This window comes from Aeromonas sp. 102P, assembly GCF_051920345.1.
GTDB classification, from domain to species: Bacteria; Pseudomonadota; Gammaproteobacteria; order Enterobacterales; family Aeromonadaceae; genus Aeromonas; species Aeromonas veronii.
Window position 1 is genome coordinate 1,639,051 of the sequence record NZ_JBQBCZ010000001.1, and the last position, 14,118, is coordinate 1,653,168.

Annotated in this window: 16 protein-coding genes and 1 other annotated feature; of the genes, 15 read left to right on the forward strand and 1 reads right to left on the reverse strand. The window is 60.6% G+C overall.

Annotation, left to right across the window (positions count from 1 at the left end):
- Positions 1 to 191 precede the first annotated feature (191 nt).
- Together ACTG1K_RS07940 and ACTG1K_RS07945 are read left to right on the forward strand one after the other, a co-directional pair.
- On the forward strand, positions 192 to 812 hold the full coding sequence (locus ACTG1K_RS07940) for a FlgO family outer membrane protein (RefSeq protein ID WP_005338718.1): 621 nt from the start codon (positions 192 to 194) through the stop codon (positions 810 to 812).
- Positions 813 to 822: 10 nt separating this feature from the next.
- Positions 823 to 1,248, forward strand: coding sequence for an LPP20 family lipoprotein (locus ACTG1K_RS07945; protein ID WP_005349622.1), 426 nt, complete (start codon positions 823 to 825; stop codon positions 1,246 to 1,248).
- A gap of 77 nt (positions 1,249 to 1,325) precedes the next feature.
- Here the strand turns inward: ACTG1K_RS07945 and pheA are convergent, their stop codons facing one another.
- On the reverse strand, positions 1,326 to 2,498 hold the full coding sequence (pheA, locus tag ACTG1K_RS07950) for a prephenate dehydratase (RefSeq protein ID WP_005338715.1): 1,173 nt from the start codon (positions 2,496 to 2,498) through the stop codon (positions 1,326 to 1,328).
- Positions 2,499 to 2,536: 38 nt separating this feature from the next.
- Positions 2,537 to 2,658: a sequence feature (Phe leader region), on the reverse strand.
- A gap of 170 nt (positions 2,659 to 2,828) precedes the next feature.
- Between pheA and ACTG1K_RS07955 the strand changes: the two genes are divergently transcribed.
- The 13 genes from ACTG1K_RS07955 (at position 2,829) to ACTG1K_RS08015 (ending at position 14,118) form a co-directional block, all read left to right on the forward strand.
- Positions 2,829 to 3,440 (forward strand): HAD family hydrolase, encoded by a 612-nt coding sequence (locus ACTG1K_RS07955; RefSeq protein ID WP_201937346.1) that lies wholly within the window; start codon positions 2,829 to 2,831, stop codon positions 3,438 to 3,440.
- Between the two features lie 18 nt (positions 3,441 to 3,458).
- Positions 3,459 to 3,737: a DUF6482 family protein gene (locus tag ACTG1K_RS07960; protein ID WP_005338699.1), complete on the forward strand. Its 279-nt coding sequence runs from the start codon at positions 3,459 to 3,461 to the stop codon at positions 3,735 to 3,737.
- Between the two features lie 79 nt (positions 3,738 to 3,816).
- Positions 3,817 to 4,653, forward strand: a complete 837-nt coding sequence (locus ACTG1K_RS07965) for a hypothetical protein (RefSeq protein ID WP_139741874.1) — start codon at positions 3,817 to 3,819, stop codon at positions 4,651 to 4,653.
- A gap of 106 nt (positions 4,654 to 4,759) precedes the next feature.
- Positions 4,760 to 5,332 carry a DUF3157 family protein gene (locus tag ACTG1K_RS07970; protein WP_421269615.1) on the forward strand — a complete coding sequence of 191 codons (573 nt, stop codon included), beginning with the start codon at positions 4,760 to 4,762 and terminating at the stop codon, positions 5,330 to 5,332.
- Between the two features lie 189 nt (positions 5,333 to 5,521).
- Positions 5,522 to 6,163, forward strand: coding sequence for an autotransporter (locus ACTG1K_RS07975; RefSeq protein WP_042080712.1), 642 nt, complete (start codon positions 5,522 to 5,524; stop codon positions 6,161 to 6,163).
- Positions 6,164 to 6,343: 180 nt separating this feature from the next.
- Positions 6,344 to 7,291: a YbgA family protein gene (locus tag ACTG1K_RS07980; protein WP_005343644.1), complete on the forward strand. Its 948-nt coding sequence runs from the start codon at positions 6,344 to 6,346 to the stop codon at positions 7,289 to 7,291.
- 69 nt (positions 7,292 to 7,360) lie between these two features.
- On the forward strand, positions 7,361 to 8,248 hold the full coding sequence (locus ACTG1K_RS07985; protein ID WP_440005056.1) for a MerR family transcriptional regulator: 888 nt from the start codon (positions 7,361 to 7,363) through the stop codon (positions 8,246 to 8,248).
- Complete coding sequence (gene phrB / locus ACTG1K_RS07990; protein WP_440005057.1) at positions 8,245 to 9,666, forward strand: deoxyribodipyrimidine photo-lyase; 1,422 nt, start codon at positions 8,245 to 8,247, stop codon at positions 9,664 to 9,666. Before ACTG1K_RS07985 ends, phrB begins: the two co-directional genes overlap by 4 nt.
- A 1-nt stretch (position 9,667) precedes the next feature.
- Positions 9,668 to 10,096 carry a nuclear transport factor 2 family protein gene (locus ACTG1K_RS07995; protein WP_425854069.1) on the forward strand — a complete coding sequence of 143 codons (429 nt, stop codon included), beginning with the start codon at positions 9,668 to 9,670 and terminating at the stop codon, positions 10,094 to 10,096.
- On the forward strand, positions 10,093 to 10,824 hold the full coding sequence (locus ACTG1K_RS08000) for an SDR family NAD(P)-dependent oxidoreductase (protein WP_440005058.1): 732 nt from the start codon (positions 10,093 to 10,095) through the stop codon (positions 10,822 to 10,824). Before ACTG1K_RS07995 ends, ACTG1K_RS08000 begins: the two co-directional genes overlap by 4 nt.
- The gene (locus tag ACTG1K_RS08005; protein WP_425854072.1) at positions 10,824 to 12,083 is read left to right on the forward strand and encodes an NAD(P)/FAD-dependent oxidoreductase; all 1,260 of its coding nucleotides are present in this window, start codon (positions 10,824 to 10,826) and stop codon (positions 12,081 to 12,083) included. The genes ACTG1K_RS08000 and ACTG1K_RS08005 overlap by 1 nt, the downstream gene beginning before the upstream one ends.
- On the forward strand, positions 12,080 to 12,862 hold the full coding sequence (locus ACTG1K_RS08010; protein ID WP_429220733.1) for a DUF1365 domain-containing protein: 783 nt from the start codon (positions 12,080 to 12,082) through the stop codon (positions 12,860 to 12,862). Before ACTG1K_RS08005 ends, ACTG1K_RS08010 begins: the two co-directional genes overlap by 4 nt.
- Positions 12,862 to 14,118, forward strand: coding sequence for an SAM-dependent methyltransferase (locus ACTG1K_RS08015; RefSeq protein ID WP_021230329.1), 1,257 nt, complete (start codon positions 12,862 to 12,864; stop codon positions 14,116 to 14,118). The genes ACTG1K_RS08010 and ACTG1K_RS08015 overlap by 1 nt, the downstream gene beginning before the upstream one ends.

The window sequence follows — 14,118 nt, forward strand, 5'->3', positions numbered from 1 at the left end:
TTGGCGGGCAGCCGAGCCATTTTGAGGAAATGACGCCTGCTGGCCGACATGGATCACAACACGTTCCAAGTGGCAGCGCACGTTGGCGCTGACTATGTCCATTAAAAAGCAAGAATCATGCCTCATTCCCGGCTCAAGCTTTGTCCGGCGCGTCCGATAATAAGTCAGGTGCAGATACAGGAAAGGTATCCATGAACAAACTCATCACGGCGTTGGCGCTTGCCCTGGCATTGACCGGGTGTGGCTCCGACCCTATCAATCGGGATCAGGGTGACCCCCGCCAGGCGGCGCAGGGGATGGAACTCAACTGGCTGGTGGCGCGCATGACCGATCAGCTGATGGAGCGCAAATCGCTGACCACCCTGACCGAGCCCATCGCGGTGGCCTCTTTCGTCGATCTCGATACCCTGCAGGATACCAACTGGATGGGGCAGCAGATTGAGGAGAGCTTTATCTACGAGCTCAACCGTCGTGGCGAGGTGGTGGTGGACTTCAAGCTGACCGGCAGCATCAAGGTGACGCCACAGGGGGACTTCGTGCTGAGCCGAAACTATAAGGAGCTCTCCTCCCGTTTGCCGATCTCCCGCATTCTGGTCGGCACCTTCAGCCGCAATAGCAAGGGGATCCTGGTCAACGCCCGCGTTATCGACATGCGCACCAAGATGGTGGAGACCACGGCCCAGAGCCTGATCCCGCAAAAATATCTGTTCGGTGCCAACAACTCGTTTGGTCGGGCATCGATCAATCGCGGTTATCTGATGCGTGACAGTCAGGCCCGGCCGGGCGGTCATCTGGTCAACCTGACCCCGTGAGGAGCGAGTCATGAAGATCCTGTTTGGTTGCCTGTTGGCACTCTTGCTCACCGGTTGCAGCTACAACCGGGTGGTGGATTACACCCAGGGTGGCAAGCCCGATGATTTTCCGGTGCTCAAGGCGGTGGGGTATGCGGTGATCGACATCCAGCCCGGCCCCTCTCAGTCGGAGAAGATGCTGCAAGCCATTCGCGCTTCCAAGATGGATGCTTATCGCGAGCTGGCAGAGCAGCTCAATGGTCAGCAGGTGCGCGGTCAGAGCAGCTACCGCGACTTGACCCAGACCTCCAACTCGCTGGATGTGTCGGTCGCTGGTGTGGTGCGTGGTGCCCGGGTGGTTGCCTCTTATCCGCGCGGCAATACCTATGCCACCGAGATGGAGCTCGATACCCGTGCCCTCTACAACATCAACCAGCTGATGGCCGGTCAGTTCTGAGTTGATGGGCTTGCCGTGAAAACCGGCATCAAAACAAAAGGCGAGCAGGGTGCTCGCCTTTTGTCGTTGTGGGCTGGTTAGCTCCCCATCAGCACCGGCGGCACTGCGGTGGGTTTCACATCCTCGCTCGGGTAGCAGCCAAGCACCTTGATATAGCGGGTGATCTTGGTCAGCTCCACCAGTGCGGCCTGCATCGCCGGGGTCTGCAGGTTGGCGGAGACATCGAGGTAGAACATCTCTTCCCACGGGTTGCCCTGCACCGGACGGGATTCGAGCTTGGTCATGTTGATCTCGTGGCTGCGCAGTACCAGCAACGCCTCGACCAGCGAACCCGGCTTCTGGGAGGTGGACATGATGAGGGTTGTCTTGGCCGGGATCTGCGGCGCCACGTCGATGGGCTTGCGTGCCACCACGATAAAGCGGCTGTAGTTCTCTTTCTGGTTGGCGAGCTGCTCGGCCAGCACGTCCAGACCATACAGTTCGCCACCGGCGGCGCTGCCGATGGCGGCGGCCTCCGGGCTGGCCAGCTCTTTCACCTTCATCATGGCGCTGGAGGAGGAGTCGCAGATCTCGTGACGCGCCCCTTCCAGCTTGCTCAGATAGTGGGAGCACTGCTGGAACACCTGCGGGTGGGCATAGAAGGTCTTGATGCGGCCAAGCTCGGTCGGTACGGCGGTGAGTATGCAGTGCTCGATGGGGTAGGTTAGCTCGCCGACGATGGAGAGGCTGGTGTGCTGCATCACGTCATAGACTTCGTTGATGGAGCCCGAGCTGGTGTTCTCGATGGGCAGCACACCGAAGGCGGCGCGGCCTGACTCCACGGCATCCAGCACTTCGCGGAAGTTCTGGCAGTTCACCTCGATCACCTGATCCTTGTAGCGGGCCAGATATTTGCGGGCGGCCAGGCTGGAGTAGGAACCGCGCGGCCCCAGATAGGCGACGCTGGTCATCGGCTCCTGCTGCTCCGGGTTGAGCAGGCTCTGCAGATAGGCCTGCTGGGAGAGCACAGAGTCTTCGATGATGGTGTGATAGATGCGAGTGATGTACTGGGCATCCAACCCAAGCACGCGCCCTTTCTGGATCAGGGCGACCAGCAGCTCCTGCTCCCGCTGGTGGTCACGAATGGGGCGCGGGTTGGCTTGCTTGGCACGGGCGACCTCGATGCTGAGGGTCTTGCGTTTCGCCAGCAGGGCAAGCAGCTCCTGATCCAACCGGGTGATGTCTTGTCTGATCTCGTCGAGCGTTGCCATGATTGTTCCCTATCCAAGTAATCGATTGATATTAATGCAAAAAAAAACCTCCGCTAGGGGAGGCTCGATTCGTCTTTGCTTTCTGTTCACACGACGACAGGCCTTCCCTCAAGCGGGCCGGGTAAACGAGAAAGCAAAGAAGAATGGTGCGTGCATAGGTGTGTCCTTGAAGTAACGTCATAACCATTAAGGGATTTGCCGGTCTGATGCAAGTAAAACTTGCCCGCGGGCGGGGATGGGGGCAGGGTATCCGGTTAAGAAAATGGCGTATGAATGATGTTCTATTGACTCTGTTTTTATGACTGAAACCCAGTGGGGGAGGTAAAGACGATGGCGATTATTTTCGATCTGGGACGGGTGGTGGTGAGCTGGGATCCGGTAGGCATAGTGCGTTCCGTGCGTGGTCCGCAAGGGGCCGAACAGTTGGCCGAGCAGCTCTTTAACCACCCGGATTGGCTGGAGGTAGACAGAGGCACCATGTCGCTCCACACCATGGCCCGGGAAGCGCAAGCGCGCACCGGCCTCTCGACGGCGGAGAATCTGGCCATTTTACAGGCAGTTCCCGCTTCCCTGCTGCCAGATCCCGCTATGCTAACCCTGATAGCCGAGCTGCACGGGGCGGGGCACACCCTGTATGCCCTCTCCAACATGGGTCATGCCAGTATCGACTGGCTGGAGCTGCATCAGGATTTCTGGCGCTTCTTTAGCGGCAAGGTGGTGTCGGCGCGGGTGCGGATGATGAAGCCGGAGCCGGATATCTATCGCTATCTGCTGGTGTCGTTCGATCTGAAACCGGCAGAGTGCATCTTCATCGATGACAGTCCCGCCAACATTGCGGCCGCCGAGGCCCTCGGTATCAGGGGGATCGTCTTTACCGACGCGGCAAGTTGTCGTCAGCAACTGGGTGAGCTGGGCTGTTTGCCCGCCACCGGCAGGGGGTGATGCCCCTCTAGGAGCACTATGGAGCATGGCCGGTTTCGCAATTGGCTCAGTCACTATCCCGAGGCGACCCTGATCATCGCCTGCAAGGATGGCAGCGGTTATCAGCTCTGTGTTGAGGCAGAAGGGGAGTGCCTCTGCCTGACCGACAGTGAGGGAGGGCGCTTGACCTTCACCTCGCTGGATCAGGCGCAGGGTTTCTTGCGAGCCCATCGGGTTCACCAAGCAAGATTACGAATTTATGACGCCCAAAATGAAGATTTAGCAGCAGAATCACAGGAAATAATCATCAAGTTTTAATTTTAACCAGACTCTTTAAGGGTCTATTCAGTTTGTTTGCCGCACAATACTGCACCTGTTCATCATCCGGAGCTGTTTAATGGGTGCCAATGTAGTTGTACTGAATCAGGGATATGATCACTCTTTTCAAGCCAGGGAACAGCTGCTGATTGAGCGACTGGCAAGTTTTGACGAGCTGGTTGTCTCTTTTTCGGGACGGTTGGAATCCTGCTACAGCATCGAGCTGTGCCGCGCTGCCGGTGTGAAAATCCACGCAATTACCCTCGATAATCCGACCCGCAGTCGCAGCGAAGTGGCCCGAGCCCGCCGTTATTGCCAGCGTTATGACATCGATCACTGGGTCATCAAGAGTGACGAGATCGTCTTTTGCGATCGCCTGCCAAATATTGAAGGGCTGATCGACCCGGTTCGCCGCATTGGTGAGTATGTGCAGACTCGTCCGGAATGGGCTCATCTGCCGTTGCTGGTTCCGGCAGCGGTGGAGGAGCGTGATGATTATCTTGCCCAGTTCGGGTCTCTGCCTGCCAACTCAATCTGGTTTTTTGCCGACAACGGATTGATGCGCCGCGATTATCGTTACGGCTTCAACAAGCGTCAGCTCGGTCGTTGGGGCAAGGGGAGCAACGGTTGCCTCAGCAATCGCTTCACCAATCCACGGCAGCTTGAGCAGCGTTATCTGCGAATGGTGGATCAGGCAGAGCAGATGCTGGCCGACATGGGGCTGGACGAGGCACAGGTCTTTTTCCATACCCTGTGCGACTGCTCCACCACCCTGGCCCGGGTGCGTCTGCCCGAGCATCAGCGTGCGCAGGCCTTTGATATGCAATCGGATATTCTGTCCGCCCTCAAGGGGAGCAAGTTCGATCTGGTGACCCTGGATATGGCACAGAAAGAGCGGCACGATCTCGCCATCTAGCCTGCGGGCAAGCGATGCGGGTACCAGAACGTGAGTGCTGTCATAGGCAAGGGGCGACGGGACTGTTTATACTGTCGCCCTTTCACCCGTTACCGAGCTTCGCCCTATGAAACCCTTCTCCCGTCTGCTGATTGCCCTGTGCCTCTCCCCCGTACTGGTGCAGGCTGCCCCTCTTTCTCAGGTGACGCTGCCCGATGGTCGGCAGGTTCAGCTCAACGACGACTTCACCTGGGAGTATCTGGTGGTCAAACCGGCCGAGTCCGTACAGGGCGTGGCTGCTGATGGGAAGGCTGGGGCCGTGGTGGCCGTCGCTGCTCCGGTGCTGACCGATCAGGCCAAGGCCAATCCGGACCTGCTTGCCCAGATGGCGCGCGATGGTGTGGTGGTCAAGCTCGACAAGATCGAGGGATCTGACCCGCTGGTGCTGACCTTTATGGTGAGCAATACCGGTACCCGCAATGTGGTCGGGGTGCGTGGCATGGTGACCCTGTTCAGTGCTGACGGGGTGCAGCTGAGCCGTCAGGAGGCCCGCTTCTGGGTTGCCGAGAATCGTCTGCCGGAAACCTATCTGCGCAAGGGGCAAGCCCGCCCGTCGCTGGCCCTCGAGATCCCCCGTCCTGCCGGATTGACCGGTCAGCCGCTGGTGCGGGTCGAAATTGACGAAGTGGTCTTCCGCTGATTTGGCGTTGTTCCGGCCCATGCAAACCGTGTGGGCCGGCAACTTGTTGCCGCTGACACCCCCTGCAATATCTGCTTACATCTGACATGGTTCTGCAACAGCTTGCAGCTCGGCAAGCCGGGAACCTGATCGCACAATGACTCCATACCAGCTCGCTAGCAACGGGCCCAATCACATGGAGTTATCATCATGAAAAAAGCAACTGTCTCTCTTCTGGTTCTGGCCGGGTTTGCCTCTACTTCCGTCATGGCGCAGGATGCCTTCAGCTACGCCAAGGGTTCCGCCACCTGGGCGCACACCAAATCCGACTATCTCAGCGGTACCTTCAGCAATGACAGCAAAGGAACCCGTGATTTTGGCGGTCTGAGCCTGGATCTCTCCAAGAGCTTCGGGTCCAATTTCTATGGTCGCGGCAGCACTGAATACACCTCTCGCAGCAACGGCAACGACAGCATGTCGATCTCCAGCATCGGTGTCGGTGTCTTTACTCCGCTGAGCACGGGTCTGAACCTCTACGGTGAAACCGGTGTGACCGGCTACATGCTGGAGCGTGAACTTGCCAGCGATATCGCTAACAAAGGGTGGGATGCTGTTGCTCGCAAAGATAGCGGCAGCATGTACGGTGAAGTGGGTCTGCGCTATGACATCGGCAATGTCGAGCTCTCCACCGCTTATCGCTACGCCAACATGACCGACGATATGCACGACTTCAAGGTGGGCGGTGCCTACAAGCTCAACCAGAACTGGGCGCTGACTGCCGATTACACCTATCGCAACTGGGATCTACAAAAAGGTTCCATCTCCAGCCTGGGTGTGAAGTACAGCTTCTAATTTTCCTTCCCGTAGTCCGTAGTGTCTTGTTTTTTACCCATGGCGTTCGCCATGGGTTTTTTCTTTTTCTGGTGATCCCTTTTTTCTCCTTGTGTCGTATCAGTCGCAAATAGTTATACAACTTTCATTTTTTTGTATAACTGCTATAACTGAATCAATGCTTATACAAGGAGCGTCATCATGTACAAGATTAAAGTCGGTATCAGTGCCTGCCTGCTGGGACAAGAGGTACGTTTCGATGGGGGCCACAAGCGCTCCAGCTTCTGCGAACGGGATCTTGGCGCTCACTTTGACTATCACCCCGTTTGTCCCGAGATGGCCATTGGTCTGGGGGCGCCTCGCGCCGCCATCCGGCTGGTCAAGCGCAACGGCGAGATCCGCGCCGAGGCGAGCAACGGCAGCTTCGATGTCACCGAAAAGCTGATTGCTTTTAGCGAGCAGAAAGCGCGCCAGCTCGACTTTATCTCTGGTTATATCCTCTGTGCCAAATCACCCAGCTGTGGCATGGAGCGGGTCAAGGTCTATGGCGCCAACAACGAGGGGAGCGCCAAGGAGGGGATTGGCCTCTTTGCCAAGGCGTTGATGGAGGCCAACCCCTTGTTGCCGGTGGAAGAGGATGGCCGCCTGTGCGACCCCATCCTGCGGGAGAACTTCGTGCTGCGGGTCTTCGCCTACCATGACTGGCAGCAACTCTGCGCCCGCGGCATTACCGCCTCTGCGTTAATCCGCTTCCACTCCCGCTACAAGTATCTGGTGCTCTCCCACGCCACCACCCACTACCGGGCGCTTGGCAAGCTGCTCGGCAATCTGGGCAAGTCCACCAATTTGCAGGAGGTGGCCGACAACTACATCAAGGGATTGATGACGGCGCTGACCCTGCGGGCCAACCGTCGCAGCCACACCAATGTGCTGATGCACCTGCAGGGCTACTTCAAGCGGGTGCTGACCCCGGCCCAGAAGCAGGAGCTTGCCGATACCATCGACAAGTACCGCACCGGTATCTTCCCCTTGCTGGTGCCGCTCACCCTGATCCGCCACTACCTGCGCGAGTACCCCAATCCCTATCTCGCCGAGCAGGTTTATCTCAATCCGCACCCCGATACGCTGAAATTGCGTTACGGGCTCTGAATCCGTTCTGTTGCCCCGGCGCATGGTTTGCGCCGGGGAGCCTTACCCCTCTGTTTGATGGACGTTGTCATGTCTGATTTACCGCAAGAAGTTGCTCCTCTCGCTGATGAGGGGATCTACCCCATTCGCGAGGTCTCCCGTCTCACCGGCGTTAACGCCGTGACCCTGCGCGCCTGGCAGCGCCGCTACGGTCTGGTGCAGCCGGCCCGTACCGAAAAGGGCCACCGCCTCTACAGCGAGCAGGATATTCGCCAGATCGGCGAGATCCTGAGCTGGCTGGAGCGGGGAGTGAGTATCGGGCAGGTGAAGGGGCTCTTGAGCGAACCCCATTCCGCGCCGGTGAGCGATCACTGGCAGCAAACTCTGGAGCAGTTCAGTCAGGCGCTGCTTGCCTTCAACCAGCGCAAGGCGGAGTCCGAGCTTAACGACCTGCTGGCGAGTTACCCGTTCGAGCTGGTGCGCAGCCGGGTACTGCAACCGCTGGTGGAGCGGCTGTTGGGGCTGTGGCGCGAGCGGCCCGATGGCGAGTTGTTGCAACAGGTGTGGCTGGGCTGGCTGCATACCCGCTTCGCCCGCCACCTGATCGAGCAGGAGAAGGGCGTGCCGATCACGCTGGCGAGCTGGGGACAGGTGGGCCCCCTCGATCTGGTCTGGGCCGCCTACGAGCTGATCGGTCAGGGCTATGAGGTGCAACTGCTGGGGGCGGTGGAGCCGCGCCATGCCAGCCTGCTGGAAGGACGTGCAGCCACTCCCTGGCTGGTGCTGCTGGGGGCCGGGCTTGGCAAACAGGAGCTGGCCGCCGGGTGGCCCGTAGGCACGCGCCTGTTTGGTGAGCTGGGGCGCCTCTACGACGATGAGTGGCTTAAAGCACACTGCTGGCAGGCGAGCCTTGCCGAGCTGATGGCGGATGCCCCAAATGCTGCTGGCACAAGCGGACGCGGGAGGAAAAAATCATGAAACTGGTCTGGTTTCGCAATGATCTGCGCCTTGCCGACAACCCGGCGCTACGCCATGCCTGCGCCGGTGATGAACCGGTCGCCGCGCTCTTTATCATCTCTCCTACCCAATGGCGGCAGCACAAAATGGCCCCCATCCGTCAGCGCTTTATGTTGGCGCAGGTAGATGAATTGGGCCGCGAGCTGGCGGCCCTCGGCATCCCGCTCCATCTGCTGCGAGTGGAGACCTTTGCCGAGGCGCCCGCAGCGTTGGCAGACCTCTGCCGCGAGCTGGGGGTGACCCAGCTCTATGCCAATCAGGCTATCGAGCTCGATGAGCAGCGCCGCGACCATGCCGTCAGCGCCGCGCTGGCTGAGCAGGCGGTGAGCTGTCACTGGTTCAACGGCTGTTGCGTATTGCCGCCGGGGCGGGTGCTGACCGGCTCGGGTGAGATGTTCAAGGTGTTCACCCCCTTCAGCCGAGCCTGGCTCAAGGCCCTTGACGAGGATGGGTTTGTCATTCATCGCGCTCCTGCGCGCCGTGGTGAGCCGCTACCGTGGCAGCCGCTGGCCGAGCGGGCGTGGGTTGATGAAGGGCTCGGCGAGCTGACGGTTGATCCGCGTTGGCCAGTGGGGGAGGCGGAAGCTCTGCGTCGTTTGAACATTTTTCTGGAGCAGGCAGTGCTCGACTATGGCGAGACCCGCGATTTTCCTGCCATCGCGGGCACGTCCGTGCTCTCCCCCTATCTGGCGGCGGGCATCATCAGTCCTCGTCAGTGTGTGGCGGCGCTTCAGCCGCGGCTTGGCTATCGGCCCCAGTCCAAGGCCCAGCCCGGCTTTGTCTGGCTCAATGAGCTGGTCTGGCGCGAGTTCTATCGCCACCTGCTGGTGCTGATCCCGACCCTCTCCATGAATCACCCCTTCAAACCCGAGACGGCAGCCTTGCCGTGGAGCTGGGACCCGGATGCCTTCGCCGCCTGGAGCGAGGGGCGCACCGGCTACCCCATCGTCGATGCAGCGATGCGCTGTCTCAACGCTACCGGTTGGATGCACAACCGGCTGCGAATGATAGTGGCGAGCTTTCTCACCAAGGATCTCCATATCCACTGGCGGCTCGGGGAGGATTACTTCATGAGTCGGCTCATCGATGGAGATCTGGCGGCCAACAACGGCGGCTGGCAGTGGGCGGCGGGCACCGGCGCCGATGCGGCGCCCTACTTTCGGGTCTTCAACCCCACCACTCAGGGGCAACGATTTGATCCACAAGGGGAGTTTATCCGTACCTGGGTAACTGAACTGGCCGATATTCCCGCCGCTTATGTGCATCAGCCCCACGACTGGCTGCGACTCAAGGGGCGACAGGATTATCCGGCACCCATGGTGGATCACGCCGTTGCCCGGGTGAGAGCCATCGAGATGTTTCGCTCTCTGGAGAAATAGCATGAACGAGCCGCTGGCCCGCTTTATTGGCCTCTATCAGCAACTGGACAAACAGCAGTTGCATCGATTGCCCGAGGTCTATGCCGAACAGGTGGTCTTTACCGATCCGGCCCACCGCATTGAGGGGCTGGCGGCCCTTGGCGACTATTTTGCCGCCCTCTATCAGCGCCTCGCCTACTGTCGTTTCGTCATCACCAGTCAGCAGCAGCAAGGGCCGCAGGCCTGGCTCGGCTGGACCATGACCTTCTCTCACCCCAGATTGCGTGGTGGTGAGCCGGTGACGGTGGAGGGGGTCACCCGCCTCGAATTCGACGAGGCGGGCAAGGTGTGCCAGCACCGGGACTATTTTGACCTGGGCGCCATGCTCTACGAGCAGTTGCCGCTGCTTGGGCCCGTGGTGCGCACCATCAAGATGAGGCTTGGCGCATGAGCGGCCGGGTGCTTATTACAGGCGCGACTTCCGGCATCGGTCGCCAGTTAGCGCTGGATTACCGGCGGGCAGGCTGGCAGGTTTGGGGTTGTGGCCGCGATGGCGAACGGCTGCAGGCGCTGGGGCTGGATGGCGTCACACCGTTACAATTTGATGCCCGGGATCTGGCCGCTATGAGCGGGGTGGCTGCTACGCTGCCATTCCTCGATCTGCTGATCCTCAACGCAGGCAACTGCGAGTACATGGATGTGGCTGAGGGGTTTGACAGCGAGCTGTTTGCCCGGGTGATCGACACCAATCTGACCGCCACCGGTCATGCACTGGCCGCCTTCTTGCCGCTGCTCGGGGCGGGATCGCGCCTTGCCATCGTCAGCTCGTCGGTGAGCTGGCTGGTGCTGCTGGGGGCCGAGGCTTATGGCGCTTCCAAGGCAGCCCTCGACTATCTGGCGGATACCTTGCGCCTCGATTTGGCCAGCAAAGGGATCGGGGTGACCCTGATCCGCCCCGGCTTTGTCCAGACGCCGCTCACCGCCAAAAATGATTTTCCCATGCCCTGTCTGGTGACGGTGGAGCAGGCCTCCCGCGCCATCATGGACGGGCTGACCGCTGGTCGTCACCAGATCCACTTTCCCCGCCGTTTCATCTGGTTGCTGCGCCTGCTTGGTGCGCTGCCGGTGGGGCTCTGGCTGCGCCTTGGCCGCGCACTCGTATCGAAAGGAAGCCATTAATGAAGAAAAAGATCGCCATCGTCGGTTCAGGGATCTCGGGGCTCACCGCCGGTTTTCTGCTCCACAAACTCCATGACATTACCCTGTTTGAGGCGGCGCCGACTCTGGGCGGTCACACCGCCACCGTCGATGTGCATCAGGCGGGCCGCAGCTATGCCATCGACACCGGCTTTATTGTCTTCAATGATCGCACCTACCCCAACTTCTTGAAGTTGCTGGCGCGGATCGGCATGGCGCGGCAACCGGCCGAGATGAGCTTCTCGGTAAAGAGCCCGGAGGGGCTGGAGTATAACGGTCACAACCTCGACACCCTGTTTGCCCAGCGCAGCAATCTGTTGAGCCCCCGTTTCTACGGCTTCGTCGCCGAGATCTTGCGATTCAATCGGGAGGCACGGGCCTGGCTGGCGGATGGTCAGCATCAGGGGGCTGGCCCCGAGCTGACGCTGGGGGACTTTCTGCAGGCGGGGGAGTTTAGCGACTACTTCGCCCGCCACTACATCTTGCCGATGGGGGCGGCAATCTGGTCATCGACCCTGGCCGATATGCGCGCCTTCCCCCTTGGCTTCTTCCTGCGCTTTTTTGCCAACCACGGCCTGCTGGATGTGGCCAATCGCCCCCAGTGGTACGTGATCCCGGGTGGCTCGCGGGAATATATCGGCCCCCTTACCGCGGGCTGGCAGCCGCAGATCCGCCTCGCCTGTCCGGTGCAGAGTGTGCGACGGGAAGCGGATGGCGTGGTGATCCAGAGCAGTTACGGCGAGGAGCGGTTTGACGAGGTGATCTTCGCCTGCCACAGCGATCAGGCGCTGGCGCTGCTGGCGGACCCCGGCGAGCGGGAGCAGGCTATTCTCGGCGATATGCCCTATCAGGCCAACGATGTCTGGCTCCATACCGATGCGCGCTGCCTGCCCACCCGCCGCAAGGCATGGGCCAGCTGGAACTATCAGCTCGATGGCAACGATGAGGCGCGGCCGCTGGTGAGCTACAACATGAACATCCTGCAGGGGGTGAACTCGCCGGAGCCTTTCTGCGTCAGTCTCAACCCCAAGGGCAAGGTGGATGAGAGCAAGGTGTTGCGCCGCTTCGTCTATCACCATCCGGTGTTCAATCAGGCCTCTATTGCCGCCCAGCAGCGGCGCGCGGAGATCTGCGGCCAGCAGCACACCCACTTCTGCGGTGCCTACTGGTACAACGGCTTCCATGAGGATGGGGTGCGCAGCGCGCTGGATGTCGCCAGGCGCTTCGGAGCCGAGCTATGAACGGCGCCACCGTGGCCACCGAACATGAGCATGCCGACGAACTGGCTGGCGTCACCAGCGCCATCTGGCAGGGCTCGGTGCGCCACCGCCGTTTTGCACCGCGGGCTCACGCCTTCTCCTACAGCCTTTTTATGCTGGGACTGGATCTCGACGAACTGCCACAGCTCGATCAGGGGCGCTGGTTCGGGGTGGAGCGCTCGGGGCTGCTCTCGTTTCACCGCGACGACTATCTCAAGGGGAGTGAGGGAAGCCTCAAGCAGGCGGTGTGGCAGAAGGTGAGCGAGCTGGGTGGCGATGCCGAGCCCGAGGGGCGGGTACTGCTTCTCGGTAATGTGCGCTGTTTGGGGTTCTACTTCAGCCCGGTCAACTTCTACTTCTGCTACCGGCAGGGCGAGGCGCGCTATCTGCTGGCAGAGGTGTCGAACACCCCCTGGAACGAGCGTCACTACTACCTGCTGGATCTGGTGGCGCTGGCGCCCCATGACAAGGATTTTCACGTCTCCCCCTTTATGGGGCTGGCGATGCGTTATCACTGGCGGATCAGGCCGCCCGCGCAGGAGACTCTGATCCATATCGAGAGTCACCCCGTATCCGGTGAAGCCAAGCTGTTTGACGCCACCCTGGCGCTCACTCGCGAACCCTTGTCGCGCGAGGGGCTGGTGGCCCTGCTGGCCCGCTGGCCATGGATGACCATGAAGGTGCTGCTCGGGATCTACTGGCAGGCCCTGCGTCTTTTTATCAAACGAACCCCGATATTTACCCATCCGGAGAGCCGCTAATGGAACTTGCTCAATCAACCCTCTCTGCCTCTTTCATCGACAAGGGGGCAAGACAACTGCTGCTCAATCTGCTGGGTCGCCTAGAACATGGCCAGCTGCTGCTGCGGGATGGCGGTGAGCGCCACAGCTTTGGCGTCGCGGGTACCGATCTGCATGCCGAACTGGTGGTGCAAGATCCTGCCTTCTATCGTCGCCTGTTGCTGGGGGGCAGCATTGCCGCCGGGGAAACCTGGGTGGAGGGGCTCTGGACCAGCCCGGACCCGGTGGCGCTGGTGCGGCTGCTGGCCCGCAACCTGACCCTGCTCGACTCCCTCGAGCGGCGCCTCGGCTGGCTCAGTTTCCCGTTCAACAAGGTGCGCCACTGGCTCAACCGCAATACCCTGACAGGTTCGCGCTCCAACATCGCCGCCCACTACGATCTCGGCAATACCCTCTATCAGGGGTTTCTCGACAGCCATATGCAGTACTCGAGCGCCATCTATCCGAGTGCCGAGGCCACGCTGGAAGAGGGACAGCAGGCCAAGCTGCGCACCATCTGCGAGCGGCTGGCGCTGGGGCCTGACGATCATCTGTTGGAGATCGGCACCGGCTGGGGCGGCCTCGCCGTCTATGCCGCCCGCCACTATGGCTGCCGGGTGACCACCACTACCATCTCCCGGGCCCAGCATGACTATGCCAAGGAGTGGATTGCACGGGAGGGGCTGGGGGATCGCATCACCTTGCTGCTGGAGGATTACCGCAAGCTGGAGGGCACCTATGACAAGCTGGTCTCCATCGAGATGATCGAGGCGGTAGGCCACGCCTTCCTGCCCGACTATTTCCGTCAGTTGTCACGGCTGCTCAAGCCCGGTGGCCGCCTGCTGATTCAGGCCATCACCATCGCCGATCAGCGCCATGCCCAGTATCTGCGCGGAGTCGATTTCATCCAGCGCTACATCTTCCCCGGTGGCTGCCTGCCGAGCGTCTCCCAGATGGCGGGGTTGCTGGCGCGGGAGACCGACATGCAGCTGGTTCGGTTGCACGATCACGGCCATCACTATGCCCGTACCCTGGCTCACTGGTGCGATCGCTTTCTGGCGCTGGCGCCCGAGCTGCCCAAGCTCGGTTACAGCCAGGATTTCATCCGGTTGTGGCACTTCTACTTCGCCTATTGCGAGGGGGGATTCTGGGAGCGCACCATCAGTCTGGTGCAGCTGGAGGCCGCCAAGCCGGGGCCTGCTGGCTGGTCGGGTGATGTGCCAGTAAGCGGTCACTGA

Coding starts and splice junctions, on each gene's coding strand:
- ACTG1K_RS07940 (WP_005338718.1), top strand. CDS start 192: ATGAACAAACTCATCACGGCGTTGGCGCTTGCCCTGGCATTGACCGGG.
- ACTG1K_RS07945 (WP_005349622.1), top strand. CDS start 823: ATGAAGATCCTGTTTGGTTGCCTGTTGGCACTCTTGCTCACCGGTTGC.
- pheA (WP_005338715.1), bottom strand. CDS start 2,498: ATGGCAACGCTCGACGAGATCAGACAAGACATCACCCGGTTGGATCAG.
- ACTG1K_RS07955 (WP_201937346.1), top strand. CDS start 2,829: ATGGCGATTATTTTCGATCTGGGACGGGTGGTGGTGAGCTGGGATCCG.
- ACTG1K_RS07960 (WP_005338699.1), top strand. CDS start 3,459: ATGGAGCATGGCCGGTTTCGCAATTGGCTCAGTCACTATCCCGAGGCG.
- ACTG1K_RS07965 (WP_139741874.1), top strand. CDS start 3,817: ATGGGTGCCAATGTAGTTGTACTGAATCAGGGATATGATCACTCTTTT.
- ACTG1K_RS07970 (WP_421269615.1), top strand. CDS start 4,760: ATGAAACCCTTCTCCCGTCTGCTGATTGCCCTGTGCCTCTCCCCCGTA.
- ACTG1K_RS07975 (WP_042080712.1), top strand. CDS start 5,522: ATGAAAAAAGCAACTGTCTCTCTTCTGGTTCTGGCCGGGTTTGCCTCT.
- ACTG1K_RS07980 (WP_005343644.1), top strand. CDS start 6,344: ATGTACAAGATTAAAGTCGGTATCAGTGCCTGCCTGCTGGGACAAGAG.
- ACTG1K_RS07985 (WP_440005056.1), top strand. CDS start 7,361: ATGTCTGATTTACCGCAAGAAGTTGCTCCTCTCGCTGATGAGGGGATC.
- phrB (WP_440005057.1), top strand. CDS start 8,245: ATGAAACTGGTCTGGTTTCGCAATGATCTGCGCCTTGCCGACAACCCG.
- ACTG1K_RS07995 (WP_425854069.1), top strand. CDS start 9,668: ATGAACGAGCCGCTGGCCCGCTTTATTGGCCTCTATCAGCAACTGGAC.
- ACTG1K_RS08000 (WP_440005058.1), top strand. CDS start 10,093: ATGAGCGGCCGGGTGCTTATTACAGGCGCGACTTCCGGCATCGGTCGC.
- ACTG1K_RS08005 (WP_425854072.1), top strand. CDS start 10,824: ATGAAGAAAAAGATCGCCATCGTCGGTTCAGGGATCTCGGGGCTCACC.
- ACTG1K_RS08010 (WP_429220733.1), top strand. CDS start 12,080: ATGAACGGCGCCACCGTGGCCACCGAACATGAGCATGCCGACGAACTG.
- ACTG1K_RS08015 (WP_021230329.1), top strand. CDS start 12,862: ATGGAACTTGCTCAATCAACCCTCTCTGCCTCTTTCATCGACAAGGGG.